Here is a 23,162-nt window from a genome sequence, read left to right on the forward strand (position 1 = left end):
CGGGTCGTGCGTGAGGTGCCTTCCGAGTGCGGCTATGTGCCGCTCGCGACCGCCTGGAGCGTCGCCGCCCGGCGGACCAGCTTCCCGTTGGAGGTGCGGGGCAGGGTCTCCAGCAGCCGGATGACGCGGGGCAGCTTGTAGTCGGCGAGCCGCTCGCGGCACCAGCGCAGCAGCTCCTCCGCCGACGGGCTCCGGGCCCCGGCGGCGACCGTCACGTACGCCTCGGTCACGTCCTCGTGGACCAGGACCGCCTGTTCGACGGCCGGGTGCTCGCGCAGCACGTGCTCGATTTCGGTGAGGTCGACCTTGAGGCCGCCGACGACGACGAGGGAGTCGGCACGCCCGAGCACGGTGACCGACCCGTCGGCGGCCACACCGGCCCGGTCGCGGGTGTGCAGCCAGCCGTCCGTGTACTGGGTGCCGCCCGAGTCGCAGAGATAAGGCGACTCGGCGAGCGCGACGTCCAGTTCGCCCTTGTGCTCGCGGACCACCACACCCGGTGCGGGCCGCCCGACCGAGGGCCGGAGCGTGCCGCCGACGTCGATGGCGACGATGCCGGTCTCGGTGGTGCCGTAGGCCTCGCCGACTCCGACGCCGTACCGTTCGGCGAACCGCGCCGCGACCTCGGGAGGCATCAGCTCGCCGCCGGAGACGGCGGTCCGCAGCTCCGGCAGCTCGGGGGGATCGAGGGCGGCGGCGAGCAGTTCGTAGTGCATCGGCACCCCGAACAGGGTGGTGATCCGGTGCTCGACCGAGGTCCGCAGGATGTCGCGGGCCGAGACCCGGGGCGTGAAGACGACGGAGACACCGGCCGCCAGCGAGTGCAGCAGCCCGCCGAGCAGTCCGAAGCTGTGCGCCGTGGAGCTGAGCAGCAGCAGCCGGTCGCCCTCGCCCGGCATGCCGGGGACGGTCGCGAACGACTCGATCTCGGCGGCGATCGACGCGGTGGTCCGCCCGATCACCTTGGGCCGCCCGGTCGAGCCCGAGCTGAACTGCACCAGCCGATGCCCGCCGGCGGCCGGCCGCCCCGCCCTGCGGCACCCGGTGGCGACCTCGTACTCGGAGCGGAAGCCGAACGCCGCCCGGACGTTGGAGCCAGCCCGGACCATGAACTGTGGCCGGCAGGTGGCGCAGAGCGCGTCCACCTCGGCGGGTTTCAGCCGGAAGTCGAAGAGCATCACCTGCGCGCCGAGCCGCCACAGCGCGAGCAGCACCTCGACCTGTGTGAAGCTGGGCGGCGTCTGGAGTCCCACCGTGCTGCCGGGCCCGATGTCGTAACCGGCGAACACGGCGGCCTGCTGAGCCACCCGCTCCCTCAGCTCGCCACGGGTGACGGTCTCCTGCTGATGTGTCAGATACGGCAGACCGTCGTCCCGCGCGTCGAACAGCCGCTGGAGAAGGACGCCCATCCCGTCCCCGCCCGCCGAGGCAGTCACGAGTTCGCCCATGAGGTCTCAGACCTCCTTGCAGAACTCGCCGATGGGCAGGCCGACATGGCGCTTGTCCCGCGCCAGATAGCCGAGCAGCTCGTCACCGGCCCGCAGCTCGGTGACGTTGAGGACCTTGCCGCCCGGCCCGAGCACCCGTACGTGCCAGTCGTCCTGCACGGTCAGGCTGACCAGCCGCCCGTCGTCCGCGTGCGTACGGATCTCCAGCAGCGGCCGGGACTCCAGCTTGGCCCGTCCGACCACCACCCGCCGGGTGCGGCCGTCGGCGCCGACCGCCAGCAGGGCGCTGCCGGAGCCCACCTCGCTGAGGTAGCTGGTCCGGTTGTCGGGGCCCAGCGTGTACGAGTGCAGGGCACCCGCGTTGACCCGGAACGGCCTGGTCGGCATGTACGGCAGCGGGTGGGTCTCGCTGCAGCAGAGCACGAACCCGGAGGAGTACGAGCCGACGAGGATGCCCTCGTCCTCCTCGAAGTGCGAGCAGGTGTCCACACAGACCCGGTCGCCGAGCCCGACGTGCCGGATGCTCTCGACGGTCAGTGTGGACAGCTCCAGCTGCGGGGTCGTCGCCTCCAGCAGCCGGGCCAGCGCGAACACGTCGTCGGCACCGCGCGGCGCGTACAGGATGCCGTCCGAGCCGCGTTCGAGCACGTCGAAGACGATGGCCGCCTCCTCCAGGTCCCCGACGACGGTCACCAGCTTGCCCTCGGCCGACTCGGCCGCCGCGAGCACGATCTCCAGCGGGATCTTCGTCGGGTCGGCGAAGTGGATCACCGTGTACGGCAGAGCCATCGCGCCCACGCAGGACAGCTGCAGGGTGCGGTCGTCCCGTACGTCGACGAAGCCGGCGGCGGGTGTACCGGTGGCGGCGCGGTTCTCCGCGGCGAGGGAGTCCAGCTCGTCCTGGGTGGTGAACTTCCGCAGCAGTACGTCGATTCCGGTGCCGGCGGGGGTGTCGCCCTTGCCGGCGAGCGGGGCCCTGCCTTCCTTGTCCCCCTTGTCGGAGGTCTTCTCACCGGGCTTCTCACCGGCCTTCTCGTTCGCTTTCCTCGCGGGAGCCGCAGCCGTCCCACCGGGGACCAGCACGCGGGTCACGGTCGGCGGCAGCGTCCCGAGCAGCTCGGCGTCGGCGGAGACGACCCCGGCCATCCGGGCGTGGACGGCCGCGTCCACCACCGCCTGGAGCTGCGGACGGGGGACTTCACGGAGATCGATCCACGCAAACCTCATGCGACACCTGCCACGATCGTCGAGTAAGGGGAGGGGGTAGTCATGCTCATGCCATCAGTGACTCCGGCGCCGCCGTGCACCACCGCGGCGAGCCGGGAGACCAGAGTGGCGGGGGAAGGGGAGGAGAAGATCCGGCGGCCCACGGCAAGCCCCCGGCAGCCGGCGGCCATCACGGCGGTGCCGTACTCGATCAGGTCGGAGCCGTCCGGTGGCCCGCCGGCCGCGAGGACGGGGATGGGGCTGTGGGCCACCACCTCGGCCATCCGGTCGATCGGCAGGGCGACGGAGGTCTTCACCATGTCGGCGCCGAGATCGGCGGCGACGTTCACGATGTGCGCGAGGAGGGCGGGATCGTGCGGGTTCTCGATCCGGGGGCCGCGCGGATAGACCATCGCGATCAGCGGCATGCCCCACGTGTCGCAGGAACGGGCCACCGCGCCCAGGTCGGAGAGCTGCCGCCCCTCGGTGTCCGAGCCGATGTTCACATGGACGCTGACCGCGTCCGCGCCGAGGGCCACCGCCTCCTCCACATCGCCGACCAGCACCTTGGCGTCGACATCGGAGGAGCAGGCCGTGCTGGCGCTCAGGTGCACCACCAGCGCGCACCCCTTGAGGACGTCCGGAGTGAGCGCGCGGGCTCGCCCCTTGTGGACGATGATCCCGTCGGCCCCGCCTGCCACCAGCGCCTTCAACAGCCCTTCCCACTGCCCCGGAGGGGCGACCGGACCGTCCGAAACGCTGTGGTCGAGCGGTATGAGCAAGTGCCGGTCGTCACCGGCCGACGAAAGTCTTCTCCAACGCAATGGCTTGCCAGTTTTCAGCATGGGTAAAGCGCCTTCCCGGCTCTGAAGCCGCATTTCAGAAAGTCGAACGGCGGCAACCCGCTGCGGACTCCATGTCCGAAAAACGATGGTCGTAGAACTTTCAAGTTCTGCCGACGTCAGCATTTCGTGCGTGATCGGGTGTTGGCAAGGCGTGACCTCAGGCAAATTTTTATGCAGAAGTCGGTATGAATATTGACAGCACTTTGATGGAAGTCCTGGGTTGACGCCGTGTATAGATCGTGTTCATAGGTAACTATGCAGTAAGTGGTGAGTTGGTGGATGTAGTGTGCTCTGTACGTATTGTGGCGACCTGCCCCACGCGTAGCGGCATCACCTGTTTTATTGCCGTTGACCCTTGTGGAACGGCGCTATTTCCTCGGGCCGGTATTCACCGAGGGTTCCTTGTGGGAATCGAATTTCCCGGCCTAAGGTGACAGCCGCACTCCGGTTCGTGTTACATGCGTGGCCTCCCCAGCTGGGCCCGGACCATTTGTGTCCGGGCGTACCGGAAGTGAGACCCCCCATGCCCGAATCCCCGTCCAAGACCGTCGCCGAGGCCGTGGGTCCCGCGCCGGCCGCCTTACCGTCGACGCCGGCCGAGTCGGGCAAGGCGTCCAAGGTCGCTGCCGCGAGTCTCGTCGGCACCACGATTGAGTACTACGACTTCGCCGTCTACGGCACGGCCTCCGCGCTCGTCCTCGGCCCCGCCTTCTTCCCCTCCGGCAACGCCACGGTCTCCTCCCTCGCCGCGTTCCTCACCTTCGCCGCGGCCTTCCTGTCCCGCCCCCTCGGCGTCGTGCTCTTCGGCACGATCGGCGACCGGCTGGGCCGTCGGCACGCCCTGGTCGCGTCCCTCCTGCTGATGGGTGTCGCGACGGTCGGCGTCGGCCTGCTGCCGACCTACGAGACCGCCGGACTCCTCGCCCCCGTCCTGTTGGTGACGCTCCGTCTGCTGCAGGGCGTCAGCATGGGCGGCGAATGGGGCGGCGCGGTACTGCTGGCCGCCGAGCACGCTCCGCCCGGGCGCCGCGCGCTGTACGCCGCCGTCCCGAACGTCGGCCCCTCGCTCGGCTTCCTGCTGTCCAGCGCGGTCATCCTGCCCACCCTCAACATCGTGGGCCGGGACGGCTTCACGGACTGGGCCTGGCGGATTCCCTTCCTGCTCAGCGCGGTGCTGGTCGTGGTGGGGTTGTGGGTGCGGACGACCGTGTCGGAGTCGCCGGTCTTCAGCGCGGGGGTTCGCCGTACGGCGACGGGGGCGGGAGCGGGGCCCGGCTCGGGAGTCGGCTCGGTCTCTGCGTCCTCGGCGTCCCGCTTTCCCCTCGGCACGCTCGTCACGCGGTACCCCAGGCGGTTGCTGCTCGGTACCGGGGCGGCGATCGGGGGCTCGGCCGTGTACTACCTGACGATCGTCTACAGCCTGTCCTACGCGCCGAAGGCGCTCGGGATCCCGCAGAACACGATGCTCGCCGCCGCGAGTGTCGGCGCGGCTGCGGGGATCGCCGTCACCCTGCCCGTGGCCCGGCTCGCCGACCGGGTCGGGCGGCGTCCGATCATGCTGGCGGGCGCGGCCGGGTGCGTCGTGTGGGCCGTCCCCATGTACGCGTCGTTGAGTTCGGGCAGCGGGCTTGTCATCGGCGGTGCGTACACCATCGGGCTCATGCTGCTCGCCGTGATGTTCTCGCCGGTGGCGGCGTTTCTCGCGGAGCTGTTCCCCGCGAGGTTGCGGTACACCGGGGCGTCGGCGGCGTTCATCCTGGCGAACACGCTGGGGGGTGGCTTCGCGCCGCTCGTCGCGACATGGCTGAACAGTCAGTGGTCGTCGCCGTTGGTGCTGGGGCTCTACACGGGTGGGTTGTGTCTGGTGAGCCTGTTGTGTCTGTTGGCTCTGCCGGAGACGCGTGAAGAAGAGTTCGCGGCCTGAGGAGAGGGGATCGCCCCCGCCGCCCCTACCCGTGGCGTCCTCCATGGGCTGTGCGCCTTCGCCCCCCTGGCGCGTGCGAGATCGCGGGATCGGGTGGTCTGGCGGGTGCGGGCCGTGTGTGGTTCCTCGCGCAGTTCCCCGCGCCCCTTCCAAGGGGCGCGGGGAACTGCGCGAGGAAACCCCGCTCATCCGCAGGGTGGGGTCGGCGAGGGCGAAGTCAACGCCTCACGGCGAAGCGGGCGGGTAGAGCGAGCGCGGCAGTTGTGAGGCCGCCGCCGCGTCCAGGAGCCACAAGGTCCGCGACCTGCCGTACGCGCCCGCCGCGGGGGCCTGGATCTCCCCCGCTCCCGAGAGGGCGATGGCCGCGGCCCGCGCCTTGTCCTCGCCGGCGGCGAGGAGCCACACCTCACGCGCCGCGCGGATCGCCGGCAGGGTCAGTGTGACCCGCGTCGGCGGTGGCTTCGGCGCGCCACGCACCCCCACCACCGTCCGCTCGGTCTCCCGGACGGCCGGCAACTCCGGGAAGAGCGACGCCACATGGGTGTCCGGGCCGACCCCCAGCATCAGCACGTCGAACGTCGGCACCGACCCGTGGTTCTCGGGCCCCGCCGCACGCGCCAGCTCCTCCGCGTACGCGGCGGCCCCGGAATCCACATCGGCACCCCACGGCCCGTCCGACGCGGGCATGGCGTGCACCCGCTCCGGGTCCAGCGGTACCGAGTCCAGCAGCGCCTCACGGGCCTGGGTCACATTGCGCTCGGCGTCACCCTCCGGGAGGAACCGCTCGTCGCCCCACCACAGGTCCAGCCGGCCCCAGTCGATCGCGTCCCGGGCGGGCGCCGCGGCCAGCGCGGCCAGCAGACCGTTGCCGTTGCGGCCACCCGTGAGGACCACCGAGGCGAAGCCGCGCGACGCCTGCGCGTCCACGACCTTGGTGATCAGCCGGGCCGCCGCGGCCCGCGCCATCAGCTCCTTGTCGTGGTGCACGACCAGCTGTGGAGTGCTCACTGCGTGGCCGCCTTCTTCACCGGCGGCATCTGCGCCGGAGTGGGCCGCTCGGCGTCACCGACACCGGCCGAAGCGACAGAGGCGGCCGAAGCGGCCGATCCCGTCGAACTGGCCGATCCCGCCCAATCCGACGGAGCGGCCGACGGCAACGCCGGCGCGGACGTCCGGGTCGGCGCGGCGGCCGGGGCGCCGACCGAGCCGGACTCGGAGCCGGAAGCCGAAACGGCCCCCGGAGCACCGTCCGTCGCGGTCGCCGCAGCCGTGGCCGCCGTCGACGCGCTCCCGGACGAGCCCCCCGACGTACCTCCGAGCCGGTCCACCCCGAACCGCAGCGCCGACGCGTACGTGTCGTCCGGGTCGAGCCTGCGCAGCTCCTCCGTCAGCAGCTCGGACGTCTCGCGGCGCTTCAGCGCCACCGCGCGGTCCGGCTGGTCCTCCAGTGTGAGCGTGGCGAGGCCGGCGTCCGGGCGGTGCAGCCGGATCGGCCCGGTGCTCGTGAGCATCCGCACCTCCGTCAGACCGGGGCCGGCCGACACCCCGCGCCGCACATGGACGTGGAGCCGGTCCGCCAGCCACATGGCCAGCAGTTCCACGCTCGGGTTGTACTGCTCGCCCCGCACCTCCGCGGAGATGACCTCGCAGTCCACCTGGTCGAGGGCGGCGGCCAGCATGGAGCGCCAGGGCGTGATCCGGGTCCAGGCGAGGTCGGTGTCGCCGGGCTCGTAGTTGTCGGCACGGGCACGCAGCTCGTCGATGGGCTTCTCGGCGGCGTAGCTGTCGGTGACCCGGCGCTGGGCGAGCGCGCCGAGCGGGTCGCGGGCCGGGTCCAGGGGCGCGCTGACCGGCCACCACACCACGACCGGCGCGTCCGGCAGCAGCAGCGGAAGCACGACCGACTGGGCGTGGTCGGCGACCTCGCCGTACAGCCGCAGGACGACCGTCTCGCCGGTGCCGGCGTCCGCGCCCACCCGTACCTCGGCGTCGAGGCGGGACTTCGTACGGTCGCGGGGGGAGCGGGAGACGCGCTTGATGACCACGAGCGTGCGCGAGGGGTGCTCGCGGGAGGCGTCGTTGGCGGCCTTGAGCGCGTCGTACGCGTTCTCCTCGTCCGTCACGATGACCAGCGTGAGCACCATGCCGACGGCCGGAGTGCCGACCGCGCGGCGGCCCTTGACGAGTGCCTTGTTGATTTTGCTGGCCGTGGTGTCCGTGAGGTCCGTCTTCATGGCCGGCGCCAGCTCCGTCCGTCTCGTTCGAGCATCTCGTCCGCCTCGACCGGACCCCAGGTGCCCGCCTGGTACTGCGCGGGCCTGCCGTGCTTGTCCCAGTACTCCTCGATCGGGTCGAGGATCCTCCAGGACAGCTCGACCTCCTCGGTGCGCGGGAAGAGGTTCGAGTCGCCGAGCAGGACGTCGAGGATCAGCCGCTCGTACGCCTCCGGGCTGGACTCCGTGAAGGACTCGCCGTACGCGAAGTCCATCGACACGTCCCGGATCTCCATCGAGGTGCCGGGGACCTTGGAGCCGAAACGGACGGTGACACCCTCGTCGGGCTGGACGCGGATGACGATCGCGTTCTGGCCCAGCTCCTCGGTGGCGGTGGAGTCGAAGGGGGAGTGGGGCGCCCGCTGGAAGACGACCGCGATCTCGGTGACCCGGCGGCCCAGGCGTTTGCCCGTCCGCAGATAGAAGGGGACGCCCGCCCAGCGGCGGTTGTCGACCTCGACCTTGATCGCCGCGTACGTGTCGGTCTTCGACCTGCGGTCGATGCCGTCCTCTTCGAGGTAGCCGATGACCTTCTCGCCGCCCTGCCAGCCGGCCGCGTACTGCGCGAACACGGTGTCCCGGCCCAGGTCCTTCGGCAGCCGCACCGCGCCGAGCACCTTGGTCTTCTCGGCGGCGAGCGCGTCCGCGTCGAAGGAGGCGGGCTCCTCCATCGCGGTCAGCGCCATCAGCTGGAGGAGGTGGTTCTGGATGACGTCGCGGGCGGCGCCGATGCCGTCGTAGTAACCCGCCCGGCCGCCGATGCCGATGTCCTCGGCCATCGTGATCTGTACGTGGTCGACGAAGGACCGGTTCCAGATCGGCTCGAACATCGTGTTGGCGAAGCGGAGCGCCAGGATGTTCTGGACGGTCTCCTTGCCCAGGTAGTGGTCGATGCGGAAGACCTGGTCCGGGGCGAAGACCTCGTGGACGACCCGGTTGAGGTCCTCGGCCGACTTCAGGTCGTGCCCGAAGGGCTTCTCGATGACCGCGCGCCGCCAGGAACCACCGGTCTGGTCGGCGAGGCCGTGCTTCTTCAGCTGCTGGATGACGACGGGGAAGGCGGAGGGCGGCACGGAGAGGTAGAAGGCGAAGTTGCCGCCCGTGCCCTGTGCCTTGTCCAGCTCCTCGATGGTGTCGCGCAGCCGCTCGAAGGACTCGTCGTCGTCGAAGGTGCCCTGGACGAAGCGCATGCCCTGGATGAGCTGCTGCCAGACCTCCTCACGGAACGGCGTACGCGCGTGTTCCTTGACCGCGTCGTGCACCTCCTGCGCGAAGTCCTCGTTGGCCCACTCGCGCCGGGCGAAGCCGACGAGCGAGAAGCCCGGCGGCAGCAGTCCGCGGTTGGCGAGGTCGTACACGGCAGGCATCAGCTTTTTACGTGACAAATCGCCTGTGACGCCGAAGATGACCAGGCCCGACGGCCCCGCGATACGCGGGAGCCGTCGGTCCACGGCGTCACGCAGCGGATTGCTGCTCGACAAGGTGTTCAGCCCTCCGAGGGTGCGAGGCGCTCAAGCTCCGCCTCGGTCGACTTGAGCAGGTCGTTCCAGGACGCCTCGAACTTCTCGACGCCCTCGTCCTCCAGCAGCTGCACGACCTCGTCGTACGAGATGCCGAGCTTCTCCACCGCGTCCAGCTCGGCACGCGCCTGCTCGTACGTGCCGGAGATCGCGTTCCCGCGGATCTCGCCGCTCTCCGCGGTGGCCTCCAGCGTGGCCTCCGGCATGGTGTTGACCGTGTTCGGCGCGACCAGCTCGTCGACGTACAGCGTGCTCTTGTACGCCTTGTCCTTCACACCGGTCGAGGCCCACAGCGGACGCTGCTTGTTGGCGCCCGCGTTCTCCAGGGTGCTCCAGCGGTCGGTCGCGAAGACCTCCTCGTACGCCTCGTAGGCGAGGCGGGCGTTGGCGACACCGGCCTTGCCGCGGGCGGCCCTGGCCTCGTCGGTGCCGAGCGCGTCGATGCGCTTGTCGATCTCGGTGTCCACGCGGGACACGAAGAAGGACGCCACCGAGTGGATCTTCGACAGGTCGAGGCCCCGCTCCTTGGCCTTCTCCAGACCGGCCAGGTAGGCGTCCATGACCGCGCGGTAGCGCTCCAGGGAGAAGATCAGCGTGACGTTGACGCTGATGCCGAGGCCGATGGTCTCGGTGATCGCGGGCAGGCCCGCCCGCGTCGCCGGGATCTTGATCAGGGTGTTCGGGCGGTCCACCAGCCAGGCCAGCTGCCTGGCCTCCGCGACCGTCGCGTGCGTGTGGTGCGCCAGGCGCGGGTCGACCTCGATGGAGACCCGGCCGTCCTGGCCGCCGGTCGCGTCGAAGACCGGACGCAGGATGTCGGCGGCGTCGCGGACGTCCGCCGTGGTGATCATGCGGATGGCCTCTTCGACGGTGACCTTGCGGGCGGCGAGGTCCGACAGCTGCTGGTCGTAGCCGTCACCCTGCGAGATCGCCTTCTGGAAGATCGACGGGTTGGTGGTGACGCCCACGACGTGCTGCTGGTCGATCAGCTCGGCGAGGTTGCCGGACGTGATGCGCTTGCGCGACAGGTCGTCCAGCCAGATCGCCACGCCTTCGTCGGAGAGGCGCTTGAGTGCGTCTGTCATGGAATTCCATCTCCTACTACGTGTCGTATATGGACGTCAGCGCTGAGCGGCCGCGAGGGATTCCTGCGCGGCGGCGGCCACGTTCTCGGCGGTGAAGCCGAACTCGCGGAAGAGGACCTTGCCATCGGCCGAAGCGCCGAAGTGCTCCAGCGAAACGATGCGGCCCGCGTCCCCGACGTATTTGTGCCAGGTCAGTCCGACGCCGGCCTCGACCGCGACACGTGCCTTGACGGCCGGCGGCAGGACGCTGTCCCGGTACCCCTGGTCCTGCTCCTCGAACCACTCCACGGACGGCATGGACACCACCCGGGTGGGCACGCCCTGCGCCTGGAGCCGCTCACGGGCCTCCACGGCCACGTGCACCTCGGAACCGGTGGCGATCAGGACGACCTGCGCCTCGCCGCCGTCGGCGTCGAAGAGCACGTAACCACCCTTCGCCGCACCCTCGTCGGCCTCGTACGTCGGCACACCCTGCCGGGTCAGCGCCAGACCGTGCGGCGCGCCCTTGCCGAACTCCTTGGTCCAGCGCCTGAGGATCTCGCGCCAGGCGATCGCCGTCTCGTTGGCGTCGGCCGGGCGGACCACGTTCAGACCCGGGATCGCGCGCAGCGCCGCCAGGTGCTCGACCGGCTGGTGCGTCGGACCGTCCTCGCCGAGCCCGATGGAGTCGTGCGTCCACACGTACGTCACCGGCAGGTGCATCAGGGCCGACAGCCGCACCGCGTTGCGCATGTAGTCGGAGAACACGAGGAACGTGCCGCCGAAGACACGGGTGTTGCCGTGCAGCGCGATGCCGTTCATCTCCGCGGCCATGGCGTGTTCACGGATGCCGAAGTGGATCGTGCGGCCGTACGGGTTCGCCTCCGGCAGCGGGTTGTCCGCCGGGAGGAAGGACGACGTCTTGTCGATCGTCGTGTTGTTCGAACCGGCGAGGTCGGCGGAGCCGCCCCACAGCTCGGGGATGACCGCGCCGAGCGCCTGCAGGACCTTGCCGGACGCGGCACGGGTGGCGACACCCTTGCCCGTCTCGAACTCCGGCAGGTGCGTCTCCCAGCCCTCGGGCAGCTCGCCCGCGCTGATCCGGTCGAACTCGGCGGCCCGCTCGGCGTTGCCGTCGCGCCACTCCTGGAGCTGCTTCTCCCAGACGGCCCGCGCCTCACGGCCACGCTCGCCGAGGGCGCGCGTGTGGCGGATGACCTCGTCGGAGACCTCGAAGTCCTTCTCCGGGTCGAAGCCGAGGACCCGCTTGGTGGCCGCGACCTCGTCCGCGCCGAGCGCCGAGCCGTGCGCGGCCTCGGTGTTCTGGGCGTTCGGGGCCGGCCAGGCGATGATCGAGCGCATCGCGATGAACGACGGCTTGTCGGTGACCGCCTTCGCGGCCTCGATCGCCTCGAACAGCGCGGCCGGGTCGAGGTCGCCGTTCTCCTTCGGCTCCACCCGCTGCACGTGCCAGCCGTACGCCTCGTACCGCTTGGTCACGTCCTCGGAGACGGCCGTCTCGGTGTCGCCCTCGATCGAGATGTGGTTGTCGTCCCACAGCAGGACCAGGTTGCCGAGTTTCTGGTGGCCGGCCAGCGACGACGCCTCGGCGGAGATGCCCTCCTGGAGGCAGCCGTCACCGGCGATCACGAAGACGTGGTGGTCGAACGGCGACTCGCCCCGCGGGGTCTCCGGGTCGAACAGACCGCGCTCGTAGCGGGCGGCCATGGCCATGCCCACGGCGTTGGCGACACCCTGGCCGAGCGGCCCGGTCGTCGTCTCGACGCCCTTGGTGTGCCCGTACTCCGGGTGGCCCGGGGTCTTCGAACCCCAGGTGCGGAAGGACTCCAGGTCCGCCAGCTCCAGTCCGAAGCCGCCCAGGTACAGCTGGATGTACAGGGTCAGTGAGGAGTGGCCCGCGGACAGGACGAACCGGTCACGGCCCACCCAGTCGGGGTCGGCGGGGTCGTGGCGCATCACCTTCTGGAAGAGGGTGTACGCGGCGGGCGCCAGGCTCATCGCCGTACCCGGATGGCCGTTGCCGACCTTCTGTACGGCGTCGGCGGCCAGGACGCGGGCGGTGTCGACGGCCCGCTGGTCCAATGCGGTCCACGCGAGTTCTGTAGTGGTCGGCTTGGTGCTCACCCTGGGTCAGGGCTCCTCTCCACATGTCTCGTGCCGGTGTTCTTCACGGCACCGGCCGCTGTCGAGCCTACCCCCGTGGGAACGCGCGTCTTTTCGAGTCATTCCAGACTGCCGGGACCGTCCCGGATCCGCCTCCCGACCGGCGTTCCGCATGGTGAGACCAGGGGGCTCCGTCGTTCGACATCTCAATACGGAGCCGCTCGTCCGACTGCTCAACCGAAGCGTGTCCGGCTCACCGCCGGGTGCCTCCCAACACGACCCGACCCCGTTGGAAGGCCGACTCTGGGCAACGTCTACAGTGGCGTGGTACGCGCGAGCCGTTACGGGGAGTTCACATCCGGAGGCTTGCTGGGATGTCTCTGTCAGGGGTGTGCGTGACGGCCGTCGAATCCCGTCCACCGGGAGTGCTTGGTGCGAGCAGCGCAAGCAGCAGCCGGGGCCAGCGGCCGTTCGGGGCCCGCGTCAAGGCGTTCGTGGCGCTCACGAAGCCGCGGATCATCGAGCTTCTGCTGATCACCACGGTTCCGGTGATGTTCCTCGCGGAGCAGGGCGTCCCGGACCTCTGGCTGGTGCTCGCCACCTGCGTCGGCGGCTACCTCTCGGCGGGCGGCGCCAACGCGCTCAACATGTACATCGACCGCGACATCGACGCCCTCATGGAGCGCACGTCGCAGCGCCCCCTCGTCACGGGCATGGTGACCCCGCGTGAGGGCCTCGTCTTCGGCATCACCCTCGCCGTCGTCTCCACCGTCTGGTTCGGCCTCCTCGTCAACTGGCTGTCCGCCTGGCTGTCGCTCGGGGCGCTCCTCTTCTACGTCGTCGTCTACACGATGATCCTCAAACGGCGTACGTCCCAGAACATCGTGTGGGGCGGCATCGCCGGCTGCATGCCGGTTCTCATCGGCTGGTCCGCGGTCACCGACTCGATGTCCTGGGCCGCCGTCATCCTCTTCCTCGTCATCTTCTTCTGGACCCCGCCGCACTACTGGCCCCTGTCCATGAAGGTGAAGGACGACTACGCCCGCGTCGGCGTCCCGATGCTCCCGGTGGTCGCCTCCAACAAGGTGGTCGCGCGGCAGATCGTCGTCTACAGCTGGGTGATGGTCGCGGTGTCGCTGATGCTGACTCCGCTCGGTTACACGGGCTTGTTCTACACCTCGGTGGCCCTGCTGACGGGCGGCTGGTGGCTCTGGGAGGCTCACGCCCTCCAGAACCGGGCGAAGTCCGGCGCGACCGGCGGCAAGCTGAAGGAGATGCGGCTGTTCCACTGGTCGATCACGTATGTGTCTCTGCTGTTCGTGGCGGTGGCGGTGGACCCCTTCCTCCGCTGAGTGCCCCCGTAGGGGCGCCGGGAACCGCGCCAGCGGCTCCCGAAGAACCCGCCCCGCGCAGCCACAGCGACGCGCGACGCTGAGTGGCCAAGCCCACGCACCCCGCCCGTGGCCCCCGCGGATACCCATCGGTAGCATCCTGACCATGGCAGACACCAAGCAGGTAGACGAGGCCACGGACGCCAAGGCCGCCGCGAAGGCCGAGCGCAGGGCGGCCAAGCTGGCCAGGCAGATCGGCGGCTTCGCCAAGGCCCACGGCGGCGCCGAGGCCCACGTCGCCTACCTCGGCCAACTCGGAGCGCGCATCGTCCTCGTCGGCGAGGACGGCGGCTGGGGCGACCTCGTGGCACCCTCGTACGCGATCGCAGAGGAGGCCGTGAAGAAGGCCGGCGTCACCGCGCACGAGGACTTCGACGGCGAGTTCGCGGCCAAGGTCAGGACCGGCCCGTACGAGTGGTCGCGGATGGCCGGAATCCAGGTCGGCGGACCGAGCAACAGCAACACCTGAGCCCGGCTCACCCGTTAGGACCTGTGGGAGCACACGGGTCCAGCGACGGGGAGTCCGGATGATCGAAACACCGTCCCTCGTGGACCAGTACTGCCACGGCGTGCTGAGGACGGAGCTGGGCCTCGGCACCTTCGAGGCCCACCTCGCCCACAGCGAGGGCCCGCCGGCGCCCGGCACCACCTTCTTCGACACCCAGACGGGCTTCGCGGTACGCCGCTGGTGCCCGCCCCTGCTGGGCCTGGAGCCGCACTGCCCACCGGCCCGCTATCTCGCCCGGCGCCGCGAACTGGGCGTCCTGGAGGCGGGCCGCAGACTCCTGCGGGGCAGCGGCATCACCACCTACCTCGTCGACACCGGGCGGCCCGGCGACCTCACCGGCCCGAGCGAGATGGCCTCCGGCGCGGACGCGGACGCACACGAGATCGTCCGTCTCGAACTCCTCGCCGAACAGGTCGCCGACACCTCCGGCACCGTGGAGTCGTTCCTGGCCAACCTCGCCGAGTCGGTGCACGCGGCGGCGGCGAACGCGGTCGCCTTCGCGTCGGTGGCGGGCGTACGGCACGGCCTGGCGCTCGTGCCCGAACCACCCGGCCCGGGGGAGGTGCGGGGCGCGGCGGGGCGCTGGCTCGCGCACCGGCCGGTCGGCGGGGCGCTCACCGACCCGGTCCTCCTGCGCCATCTGCTGTGGATCGCGGTCGCCTCCGGCCGCCCCCTCCAGCTCCACGCCGGGCTCGGCGAACCGGGCCTGCGCATCGACCGTACGGACCCCGTCCTGCTCACCGACTTCGTCCGCGTGACGGCGGGCCTCGGCACGGATCTGGTCCTGCTGCACGGTTACCCGTACCACCGCCACGCGGCCCACCTCGCCGGCGTCTTCCCGCACGTCTACGCCGACCTGGGCGCCGAACTCGTCCGTACCGGTGCCCGCGCCGCCGCCGTACTCGCCGAGGTCCTCGAACTGGCCCCCTTCGGCAAGCTCCTCTTCTCCAGCGGTGCCCACGGTCTGCCCGAGCTGCATGTGGTCGGGGCCCGGCTGTTCCGCGAGGCGCTGGCGCGGGTGCTGGGGACCTGGGTGGCGGAGGGCGCCTGGTCGCCGGCGGACGCGCAGCGCGTGGCGGGGCTGATCGCGGCGGGCAACGCGCGGCGGGTGTACGGGCTGGAGTGAGCCGTCGGGTGTACGGGACCGGCGGCGGCTGTACAGACCGGGCGCATGACACGCAGCGACGGGACCGTCGAGTTGCCCGGCTCCGCGACAAACACCGCGACACTGGTCGAACGCACGAGCCGACCTGGCGGTTCCTCGGCCGGCGAGCGACGGCCTGGTGGCGGCGTACGGCTGACTCAGCCGCGCGCGGCGACCGGTGTCTCCACCGCCGCCGGGCCCGGCACGGCCACCACGTCGTCCGCCGGCCTCTCCCGCAGGGACAGCAGGACCCGGAGAGTGGCGATCCATACCAGGCAGGAGCCGAACATGTGGGCGCCGACCAGGACTTCGGGGAGGTCGGTGAAGTACTGGACGTAGCCCAGGGCGCCCTGGGCGAGGAGGATCAAAAACAGGTCGCGGGTGCGGCGCAGTGGGTCCGTGGGGGCGTCGACCGCCTTGAGGACGAACCACAGGGCGAAGGCCAGGGTCACCACGATCCAGGCCAGGACGGCGTGCAGTTTTGTGACGTTCTCCCAGTTCAGGGGGATGCGCTCGACCTCGCTGGAGTCACCGGCGTGCGGACCCGCGCCGGTGACGACCGTGCCCACCGCGATCAGCAGCACGGTGACGCCGACCAGGATCCACACCAGCTGCCGCACCGCCCCGCCGACCAGGGGACGCGGCGCGGTGTCGCTCTCGCCGGTGCGGTGCCACATCACCACGGCCACGGCGATGAGCGCGGTCGAGAGCAGGAAGTGCGCGGCCACCGTGTACGGGTTGAGGCCCACCAGGACGACGATGCCGCCGAGCACAGCGTTGCCCATGACGACCCAGAACTGCGTCCAGCCCAGCTGGGTGAGGTCGCGCCGGTACGGCTTCTGAGAGCGTGCGGCGATGATCGCCCAGCCGACCGCCGCGCACAGCACGTACGTCAGCATGCGGTTGCCGAACTCGATGACACCGTGCACGCCCATCGCGCGGGTGGCGGTGAGCGAGTCCTCGGTGCACTTGGGCCAGGTCGGGCAGCCGAGGCCCGACCCGGTGAGCCGCACGGCACCGCCGGTCACCACGATGACCACCGCCATGACGAGGGCGGCGAGGGCCGCGCGCCGGACCGTTCGGGGATCCGGGGTCCAGCGTTCGGCGATGAAGGCGAGCGGGTTGCGCGCAGCGGAGACGACGTCGTCGCGGGTCACTTTCGGCACGCGCACCATGGTAGGCCGCCGCTTGTGCACGCGTTCACGAGGGGTGGGCCGGCCAGGGACCGCCGCCGTGACCCGCGCTCACTCCCAGCGGAAGAACCGGGCGGCGGCACCGAGCCCCAGCGCCGCCCACACGGCGAGGATCCCGAGGTCGCCCCACGGCATCGCGGCGCCGTGCTGGAGGACGTCCCGCAGACCGTCGGAGAGGGCGGCGATCGGCAGCAGTCCGAGCACGCTCTGCGCCGCGTCCGGGAACTTGTCCAGCGACACCACGACGCCACCGCCCACGAGCAGCAGCAGGAAGACCAGGTTCGCCGCCGCCAGTGTCGCCTCCGCCTTCAGCGTGCCCGCCATCAGCAGGCCGAGGCCCGAGAAGGCGGCCGTACCGAGGACGAGGAGGAGCAGGACGGCCAGGGGGCTGCCGTGCGGGGACCAGCCCATCGCGAAGGCGATCACCGTCAGGAGGACGACCTGGAGGATCTCCGTGACCAGCACGGACAGGGTCTTCGCGGTCATCAGACCCCAGCGGGGGAGCGGTGAGACGGCCAGCCGCTTCAGGACGCCGTAGCGGCGCTCGAAGCCGGTGGCGATGGCCTGGCCGGTGAACGCCGTCGACATCACGGCGAGCGCCAGGACGCCGGGGGTCAGGAAGTCGACCGCCCTGCCCTCGCCCGTGTCGACGATGTCCACCGAGCCGAAGAGGACCAGCAGCAGGGTGGGGATGACGACCGTCAGGAGCAGCTGCTCGCCGTTGCGCAGCAGCATCTTCGTCTCCAGCGCCGCCTGCGCCGCGATCATGCGGGAGAGGGGGGCGGCGCCCGGCTTCGGCGTGTACGTGCCCACGCTCATGAGCGCAGCTCCTTACCCGTCAGCTCCAGGAACACGTCTTCGAGGGTGTGCCGTTCCACCGAGATCCTGTCCGGCATCACCCCGTGCTGGGCGCACCAGGAGGTGACGGTCGCGAGGAGCTGCGGGTTGATCTTGCCGGTCACCCGGTAGACGCCGGGCGTCAGTTCGACGGCGGCGGAGTCCGCCGGGAGGGCCTTCAGCAGGGAGCCGACGTCGAGGGCCGGGCGGCCGGTGAAGCGCAGGGTGTTCTCGGCGCCGCCCCGGCACAGCTCCTCGGGTGTGCCCTGGGCGATGACGCGGCCGGCGTCGATGATCGCGACGTCGTCGGCGAGCTGCTCGGCCTCGTCCATGTAGTGCGTGGTCAGGATGACGGCGACGCCGTCCGCGCGCAGATCCCGGACGAGCCCCCAGGTCGCCCGGCGGGCCTGCGGGTCGAGGCCGGTGGTCGGCTCGTCGAGGAAGACCAGCTCGGGGCGGCCGACCACGGCCATCGCGAGGGCCAGCCGCTGCTGCTGCCCGCCGGAGAGCCGCCGGTAGGTCGTACGGCCGCAGCCGTCGAGGCCCAGGCGCTCGATGAGGGCGTCCACATCGAGGGGGTGGGCGTGCAGCCGGGCAACGTGCCGCAGCATCTCGTCGGCGCGGGCGCCGGAGTAGACGCCGCCGGACTGGAGCATCACGCCGATCCGGGGGCGCAGCGCCGCGGCCTGGCGGACCGGATCGAGGCCGAGGACGGACACCGAGCCGGAATCCGGCTTACGGAAGCCCTCACAGGTCTCGATCGTGGTCGTCTTCCCCGCGCCGTTGGGGCCGAGCACGGCGGTGACGCCTGCTCCGGCCGCCAGGTCGAGGCCGTCCACCGCGGTCTTGTCGCCGTACCGCTTCACCAGGGACCGGACCTGGACCACGGGGTCACTTCGCATGGGGCCGAGTCTAGGTACGCGGCAGGGTGCCGAGACGGGCGGGTCCGGAGATCTCCTCCTCACGGGGACGGTGCGTCGGGAGCCAGCGCTCGGCGTACGCCACCGCGTCGGCCACCGGGAACAGACGTACGTCCGCCGCGCCCACCCTGGTCCGCAGGATGCCGTGGTCGCGCTCGAAGTCGTACCCCAGCTCGTCGAACCGGTCCGAGTCGATCGACACCTCGGTCACCACCTCCCAGCCGTCCGGGCCGGGGCGGCCGACCTCGACCAGGGGCGAGGGGATCCGGTACTCGGCGAGGTGGAAGCTGGTGCAGGTGTCGTAGCCCGTGCCGAGCAGGAGCACGCGGGCGCCCTCCTCCTCCAGCCGGGCCAGGGGGCTGCGCTCGCCGAGGCGGCAGTCGGGGGCGTGGTCGGCGAGGATCGCCGCCGCGCGCGGGCCGATGGCCGCGAAGGACGTCTGGGGGTGCGCGCTGCGCAGGGCTCCCGGCCAGGTCCGTACGGTCTCGGGGATGACGCCGACCCCTCGGGTGGGTGTGACGCGCGGGTCGTAGGCGGGCATGGTGGCCCGGATCCGCTCCCACCAGGCCTCGGGCACCGGCGGGAACGCCCACAGGGCCGGGTCGGAGAGCTGGCCGGTCTGGCTGGGGACGACCAGGGTGCCCTCCGGACCGAGGGCGTCGAGCAGCGCCTGGACGACGGTCACGGCACCTCCGCAGACCCAGCCGAGCGCGCTGAGCGAGGAGTGCGCCAGGAGGGTCTCGCCGGGCTCGACACCGGCGGTGCGCAGGTCCGCGGCCAGGCCGACGCGGGTGACAAGAGGGCCGGTGGGAGGGGTCGTCGCCATGGTGTGGCAGTCTCCCGGAGTGGCCTTCGCGGCGCCACCCGTTTGATCGATCAGTGATCGTTCCCGCAGGTCAATTTAGGTATGCCTTAGTGACGCACGGCACCGCCGGGTGATCCGGGCGCGGGTTGCCGGGCTCTGCGGAATTACGCAACAATGGCGTTGTGAAAAAGGTGGGCGAGGTTCCGCAGGAGGAACTCGCGACCGGGGAGCGGTCGACACGCAACCGGGTCGCGCGGTCCATCCTGGACCACGGCCCGTCCACCGTGACCGACCTCGCCGGGCGCCTGGGGCTGACCCAGGCGGCCGTCCGCCGGCACCTCGACGCGCTGGTCGCCGACGACGTCGTACAACCGCGTGAGCAGCGCGTCTACGGCGCGCGGACGCGGGGGCGCCCCGCCAAGGTGTTCGCCCTGACGGACTGCGGACGCGACGCCTTCGACCAGTCGTACGACAAGCTCGCGGCGGACGCGCTCCGCTGGATAGCGGACCGGGAGGGCGGGGAGCAGGCAGTCGCCGCCTTCGCCCGCGACCGGGTCGCCGCCCAGGCCGGCGCCTACCGTACGGCCGTCGATGCCGCGGCCCCCGATCAGAGGACCGAAGCCCTGGCCAAGGCCTTGAGTGCCGACGGGTACGCTGCTACGGCGCGCAGCGCGCCCCACCCCCACCGGGGTGAGCAGCTCTGCCAGCACCACTGCCCGGTAGCCCATGTCGCCGAGCAGTTCCCGCAGCTCTGCGAGGCCGAGACGGAGCTCTTCGCCGAACTGCTCGGTACGCACGTCCAGCGGCTGGCCACCATCGCTCACGGCGACGGCGTCTGCACGACGTTCATCCCCAGAGTTTCCAAGACAGCCACCAACGCATCTGCAAGCACGGCCGGGAGGAACCCCGCATGACTCTCCCCATCGAGGAGACTGCCCACCCCGAACTCGAGGGCCTGGGTAAGTACGAATACGGCTGGGCGGACTCCGACGAGGCCGGTGCCGCTGCGAAGCGCGGTCTGAACGAGGACGTCGTCCTCGACATCTCCGGCAAGAAGTCCGAGCCGGAGTGGATGACCAAGCTCCGCCTCAAGGGCCTGAAGCTCTTCGAGAAGAAGCCCATGCCGAACTGGGGCTCGGACCTGTCGGGCATCGACTTCGACAACATCAAGTACTTCGTGCGCTCCACGGAGAAGCAGGCGGAGTCCTGGGAGGACCTGCCCGAGGACATCAAGAACACCTACGACAAGCTCGGCATCCCCGAGGCGGAGAAGCAGCGCCTCGTCGCCGGTGTCGCCGCGCAGTACGAGTCGGAGGTCGTCTACCACCAGATCCGCGAGGACCTGGAGGAGCAGGGCGTCATCTTCCTCGACACCGACACCGCGCTGAGGGAGCACCCGGAGCTCTTCAAGGAGTACTTCGGGACCGTCATCCCGGTCGGCGACAACAAGTTCGCGTCGCTGAACAGCGCCGTGTGGTCCGGTGGCTCCTTCATCTACGTGCCGAAGGGCGTGCACGTGGAGATCCCGCTCCAGGCCTACTTCCGTATCAACACGGAGAACATGGGCCAGTTCGAGCGGACCCTGATCATCGTCGACGAGGGTGCCTACGTGCACTACGTCGAGGGCTGCACGGCCCCGATCTACAAGTCGGACTCGCTGCACTCCGCGGTCGTCGAGATCATCGTCAAGAAGAACGCCCGCTGCCGCTACACGACCATCCAGAACTGGTCGAACAACGTCTACAACCTGGTCACCAAGCGCGCCGTCGCCTACGAGGGCGCGACCATGGAGTGGGTCGACGGCAACATCGGCTCCAAGGTGACGATGAAGTACCCGGCCGTCTACCTGATGGGCGAGCACGCCAAGGGCGAGACCCTCTCCATCGCCTTCGCGGGCGAGGGCCAGCACCAGGACGCCGGCGCCAAGATGGTCCACATGGCCCCGAACACATCCTCGAACATCGTCTCCAAGTCGGTGGCCCGGGGCGGCGGTCGCACCTCCTACCGGGGTCTCATCGAGATCGGCGAGGGCGCCCCCGGCTCCAAGTCGAACGTGCTGTGCGACGCGCTGCTCGTGGACACGATCTCCCGCTCGGACACCTACCCGTACGTCGACGTCCGCGAGGACGACGTGTCCATGGGCCACGAGGCGACCGTCTCCAAGGTCTCCGAGGACCAGCTCTTCTATCTGATGAGCCGTGGCCTGAGCGAGTTCGAGGCGATGGCGATGATCGTGCGCGGCTTCGTCGAGCCGATCGCGAAGGAGCTGCCGATGGAGTACGCGCTGGAGCTCAACCGGCTGATCGAGCTGCAGATGGAAGGCGCGGTCGGCTGACGCGCCACCGGATCAGCAGCCAGCGGCCCGCCTTCCTGGCGGGCCGAGGATCGCAACACGCAGGAAGAGAGCAGACCGACAGCCATGGCTGAGGCTCAGAACGCCCCCACCCTCAACTCCGTTCAGGCGGGGGGACCCCTACCGGTGGGCTCCACCACCGCCGGCTCGATCGCGGTGGCCGCCGAGTCGACCGTCGCCACGCGCATGAGCGCGCCCCCGTCCTTCGACGTGGCGGACTTCCCGGTGCCGCACGGCCGTGAGGAGGAGTGGCGGTTCACCCCGCTGGAGCGCCTGCGCGGGCTGCACGACGGCACCGCCGTCGCCACCGGCCCCGGCGTGAAGGTCGACGTCCAGGTGCCCGAGGGCGTCATCGAGGAGCTCGTCGGCCGTGACGACCCGCGCCTCGGCAAGGCCGGCACCCCCGCGGACCGTGTCGCCGCCCAGGCGTACTCGGCCTTCGAGCGGGCCGGTGTGATCACCGTCCCCAAGGAGACGGTGATCACCGAGCCGATCCGTATCGCCGTGCACGGCGAGGGCGGCGTGGCCTACGGGCACCAGCTCATCGAGCTGGGCGACTTCGCCGAGGCCGTCGTGGTCATGGACCACACCGGCGACGCGGTGATCGCCGTTAACGTCGACTTCGTCCTCGGCGACGGCGCCAAGCTGACCGTCGTCTCCGTCCAGGACTGGGACGACACGGCCGTGCACGTGGCCCAGCACAACGCCCTCATCGGCCGCGACGCGAGCTTCAAGTCCATCGTGGTGACCTTCGGCGGCGACGTCGTACGCCTCCACCCGCGCGTCTCCTACGCCGGCACCGGCGGCGAGGCCGAGCTGTTCGGGCTCTACTTCACCGACAAGGGGCAGCACCAGGAGCACCGCCTCCTGGTCGACCACAACACCCCGCACTGCAGGTCGAACGTGGTCTACAAGGGCGCGCTCCAGGGCGACGGTGCCCACGCGGTGTGGATCGGCGACGTGCTCATCGAGGCCAAGGCCGAGGGCACGGACACCTACGAGATGAACCGGAACCTCGTCCTGACGGACGGCGCCCGGGTCGACTCGGTGCCGAACCTGGAGATCGAGACCGGCGAGATCGTCGGCGCCGGACACGCCTCGGCGACCGGCCGCTTCGACGACGAGCAGCTCTTCTACCTGATGGCCCGCGGCATCCCGGCCGAGGAGGCCCGCCGTCTCGTCGTGCGCGGGTTCTTCGCCGAGCTGGTCCAGCAGATCGGCATCGACGACATCGAAGAGCGCCTTCTCGTGAAGATCGACGAGGAGCTGGAGGCGTCGGTCTGATGACCACCTACGTACGCGCCTGCGGGCTGAGCGAGCTGGAGGAGGGCACCCCGAAGCGGGTGGAACTCGACGGCACGCCGGTCTCGGTCGTACAGACCGAGGGCGAGGTGTTCGCCATCCACGACATCTGCTCCCACGCGAACGTCTCGCTCTCCGAGGGCGAGGTGGAGGACTGCCAGATCGAGTGCTGGCTGCACGGCTCCGCGTTCGACCTCCGCACCGGCAAGCCGTCCGGCCTTCCCGCGACGAGCCCCGTCCCCGTATACCCCGTAAAGATCGAAGGGGACGACGTGCTCGTCTCCCTCACCCAGGAGTCCTGAGCA

20 protein-coding genes are annotated in these 23,162 nt (G+C 70.6%); 8 read left to right on the top strand and 12 right to left on the bottom strand.

What is annotated here, in order from left to right; translation table 11 throughout:
- Positions 1–32: 32 nt before the first annotated feature.
- The 3 genes from WBG99_RS27805 to WBG99_RS27815 are packed head-to-tail and all read right to left on the bottom strand — an operon-like array spanning position 33 to position 3,499.
- Positions 33–1,448 (bottom strand): class I adenylate-forming enzyme family protein, encoded by a 1,416-nt coding sequence (locus tag WBG99_RS27805; RefSeq protein ID WP_338898926.1) that lies wholly within the window; start codon positions 1,446–1,448, stop codon positions 33–35.
- 6 nt (positions 1,449–1,454) lie between these two features.
- On the bottom strand, positions 1,455–2,675 hold the full coding sequence (locus WBG99_RS27810; RefSeq protein ID WP_338898927.1) for a 3-dehydroquinate synthase II family protein: 1,221 nt from the start codon (positions 2,673–2,675) through the stop codon (positions 1,455–1,457).
- Positions 2,672–3,499, bottom strand: coding sequence for a class I fructose-bisphosphate aldolase family protein (locus WBG99_RS27815; protein WP_338898928.1), 828 nt, complete (start codon positions 3,497–3,499; stop codon positions 2,672–2,674). The genes WBG99_RS27810 and WBG99_RS27815 overlap by 4 nt, the downstream gene beginning before the upstream one ends.
- Before the next feature lie 523 nt (positions 3,500–4,022).
- Here WBG99_RS27815 and WBG99_RS27820 point away from each other — a divergent pair.
- On the top strand, positions 4,023–5,423 hold the full coding sequence (locus WBG99_RS27820) for an MFS transporter (protein ID WP_338898929.1): 1,401 nt from the start codon (positions 4,023–4,025) through the stop codon (positions 5,421–5,423).
- A gap of 225 nt (positions 5,424–5,648) precedes the next feature.
- Here WBG99_RS27820 and pgl read toward each other — a convergent pair whose 3' ends face one another.
- The 5 genes from pgl to tkt are packed head-to-tail and all read right to left on the bottom strand — an operon-like array spanning position 5,649 to position 12,425.
- Positions 5,649–6,431 carry a 6-phosphogluconolactonase gene (gene pgl, locus WBG99_RS27825; RefSeq protein ID WP_338898930.1) on the bottom strand — a complete coding sequence of 261 codons (783 nt, stop codon included), beginning with the start codon at positions 6,429–6,431 and terminating at the stop codon, positions 5,649–5,651.
- Positions 6,428–7,657: a glucose-6-phosphate dehydrogenase assembly protein OpcA gene (gene opcA, locus WBG99_RS27830; protein WP_338898931.1), complete on the bottom strand. Its 1,230-nt coding sequence runs from the start codon at positions 7,655–7,657 to the stop codon at positions 6,428–6,430. Before opcA ends, pgl begins: the two co-directional genes overlap by 4 nt.
- Entirely contained in the window at positions 7,654–9,177 is a 1,524-nt protein-coding gene (gene zwf, locus WBG99_RS27835; protein WP_338898932.1) for a glucose-6-phosphate dehydrogenase, read from the bottom strand. Before zwf ends, opcA begins: the two co-directional genes overlap by 4 nt.
- A gap of 5 nt (positions 9,178–9,182) precedes the next feature.
- Positions 9,183–10,301 carry a transaldolase gene (tal, locus tag WBG99_RS27840; RefSeq protein ID WP_338898933.1) on the bottom strand — a complete coding sequence of 373 codons (1,119 nt, stop codon included), beginning with the start codon at positions 10,299–10,301 and terminating at the stop codon, positions 9,183–9,185.
- Positions 10,302–10,337: 36 nt separating this feature from the next.
- Entirely contained in the window at positions 10,338–12,425 is a 2,088-nt protein-coding gene (gene tkt, locus WBG99_RS27845; protein ID WP_338898934.1) for a transketolase, read from the bottom strand.
- Positions 12,426–12,799: 374 nt separating this feature from the next.
- Between tkt and WBG99_RS27850 the strand changes: the two genes are divergently transcribed.
- The 3 genes from WBG99_RS27850 to WBG99_RS27860 all read left to right on the top strand — a co-directional run bounded on the left by WBG99_RS27850 (position 12,800) and on the right by WBG99_RS27860 (position 15,429).
- Complete coding sequence (locus tag WBG99_RS27850) at positions 12,800–13,756, top strand: heme o synthase (protein WP_338898935.1); 957 nt, start codon at positions 12,800–12,802, stop codon at positions 13,754–13,756.
- A gap of 145 nt (positions 13,757–13,901) precedes the next feature.
- Positions 13,902–14,264 carry a hypothetical protein gene (locus tag WBG99_RS27855; protein WP_338898936.1) on the top strand — a complete coding sequence of 121 codons (363 nt, stop codon included), beginning with the start codon at positions 13,902–13,904 and terminating at the stop codon, positions 14,262–14,264.
- A gap of 58 nt (positions 14,265–14,322) precedes the next feature.
- On the top strand, positions 14,323–15,429 hold the full coding sequence (locus WBG99_RS27860; protein ID WP_338898937.1) for an amidohydrolase family protein: 1,107 nt from the start codon (positions 14,323–14,325) through the stop codon (positions 15,427–15,429).
- A gap of 176 nt (positions 15,430–15,605) precedes the next feature.
- Here WBG99_RS27860 and WBG99_RS27865 read toward each other — a convergent pair whose 3' ends face one another.
- From WBG99_RS27865 to WBG99_RS27880, 4 genes are all read right to left on the bottom strand, one after another.
- Entirely contained in the window at positions 15,606–16,622 is a 1,017-nt protein-coding gene (locus WBG99_RS27865) for a COX15/CtaA family protein (RefSeq protein ID WP_338898938.1), read from the bottom strand.
- Positions 16,623–16,691: 69 nt separating this feature from the next.
- The gene (locus WBG99_RS27870; protein ID WP_338898939.1) at positions 16,692–17,459 is read right to left on the bottom strand and encodes an ABC transporter permease; all 768 of its coding nucleotides are present in this window, start codon (positions 17,457–17,459) and stop codon (positions 16,692–16,694) included.
- A complete protein-coding gene (locus WBG99_RS27875; protein ID WP_338898940.1) occupies positions 17,456–18,379 on the bottom strand; it encodes an ABC transporter ATP-binding protein in 924 nt (307 codons plus the stop codon). Before WBG99_RS27875 ends, WBG99_RS27870 begins: the two co-directional genes overlap by 4 nt.
- 10 nt (positions 18,380–18,389) lie before the next feature.
- Positions 18,390–19,223, bottom strand: a complete 834-nt coding sequence (locus WBG99_RS27880) for an AAC(3) family N-acetyltransferase (RefSeq protein WP_338898941.1) — start codon at positions 19,221–19,223, stop codon at positions 18,390–18,392.
- Between the two features lie 161 nt (positions 19,224–19,384).
- On the opposite strand from WBG99_RS27880, the gene WBG99_RS27885 reads away from it, so the two are divergent.
- The 4 genes from WBG99_RS27885 to WBG99_RS27900 all read left to right on the top strand — a co-directional run bounded on the left by WBG99_RS27885 (position 19,385) and on the right by WBG99_RS27900 (position 23,159).
- On the top strand, positions 19,385–20,116 hold the full coding sequence (locus WBG99_RS27885) for a metalloregulator ArsR/SmtB family transcription factor (RefSeq protein WP_338898942.1): 732 nt from the start codon (positions 19,385–19,387) through the stop codon (positions 20,114–20,116).
- A complete protein-coding gene (sufB, locus tag WBG99_RS27890; RefSeq protein ID WP_338898943.1) occupies positions 20,113–21,537 on the top strand; it encodes a Fe-S cluster assembly protein SufB in 1,425 nt (474 codons plus the stop codon). The genes WBG99_RS27885 and sufB overlap by 4 nt, the downstream gene beginning before the upstream one ends.
- A gap of 84 nt (positions 21,538–21,621) precedes the next feature.
- Positions 21,622–22,839, top strand: a complete 1,218-nt coding sequence (gene sufD, locus WBG99_RS27895; protein WP_338898944.1) for a Fe-S cluster assembly protein SufD — start codon at positions 21,622–21,624, stop codon at positions 22,837–22,839.
- The gene (locus WBG99_RS27900) at positions 22,839–23,159 is read left to right on the top strand and encodes a bifunctional 3-phenylpropionate/cinnamic acid dioxygenase ferredoxin subunit (RefSeq protein ID WP_338898945.1); all 321 of its coding nucleotides are present in this window, start codon (positions 22,839–22,841) and stop codon (positions 23,157–23,159) included. The genes sufD and WBG99_RS27900 overlap by 1 nt, the downstream gene beginning before the upstream one ends.
- Positions 23,160–23,162: the final 3 nt, after the last annotated feature.

This window comes from Streptomyces sp. TG1A-60, assembly GCF_037201975.1.
In the GTDB taxonomy this organism is placed as follows: Bacteria; Actinomycetota; Actinomycetes; order Streptomycetales; family Streptomycetaceae; genus Streptomyces.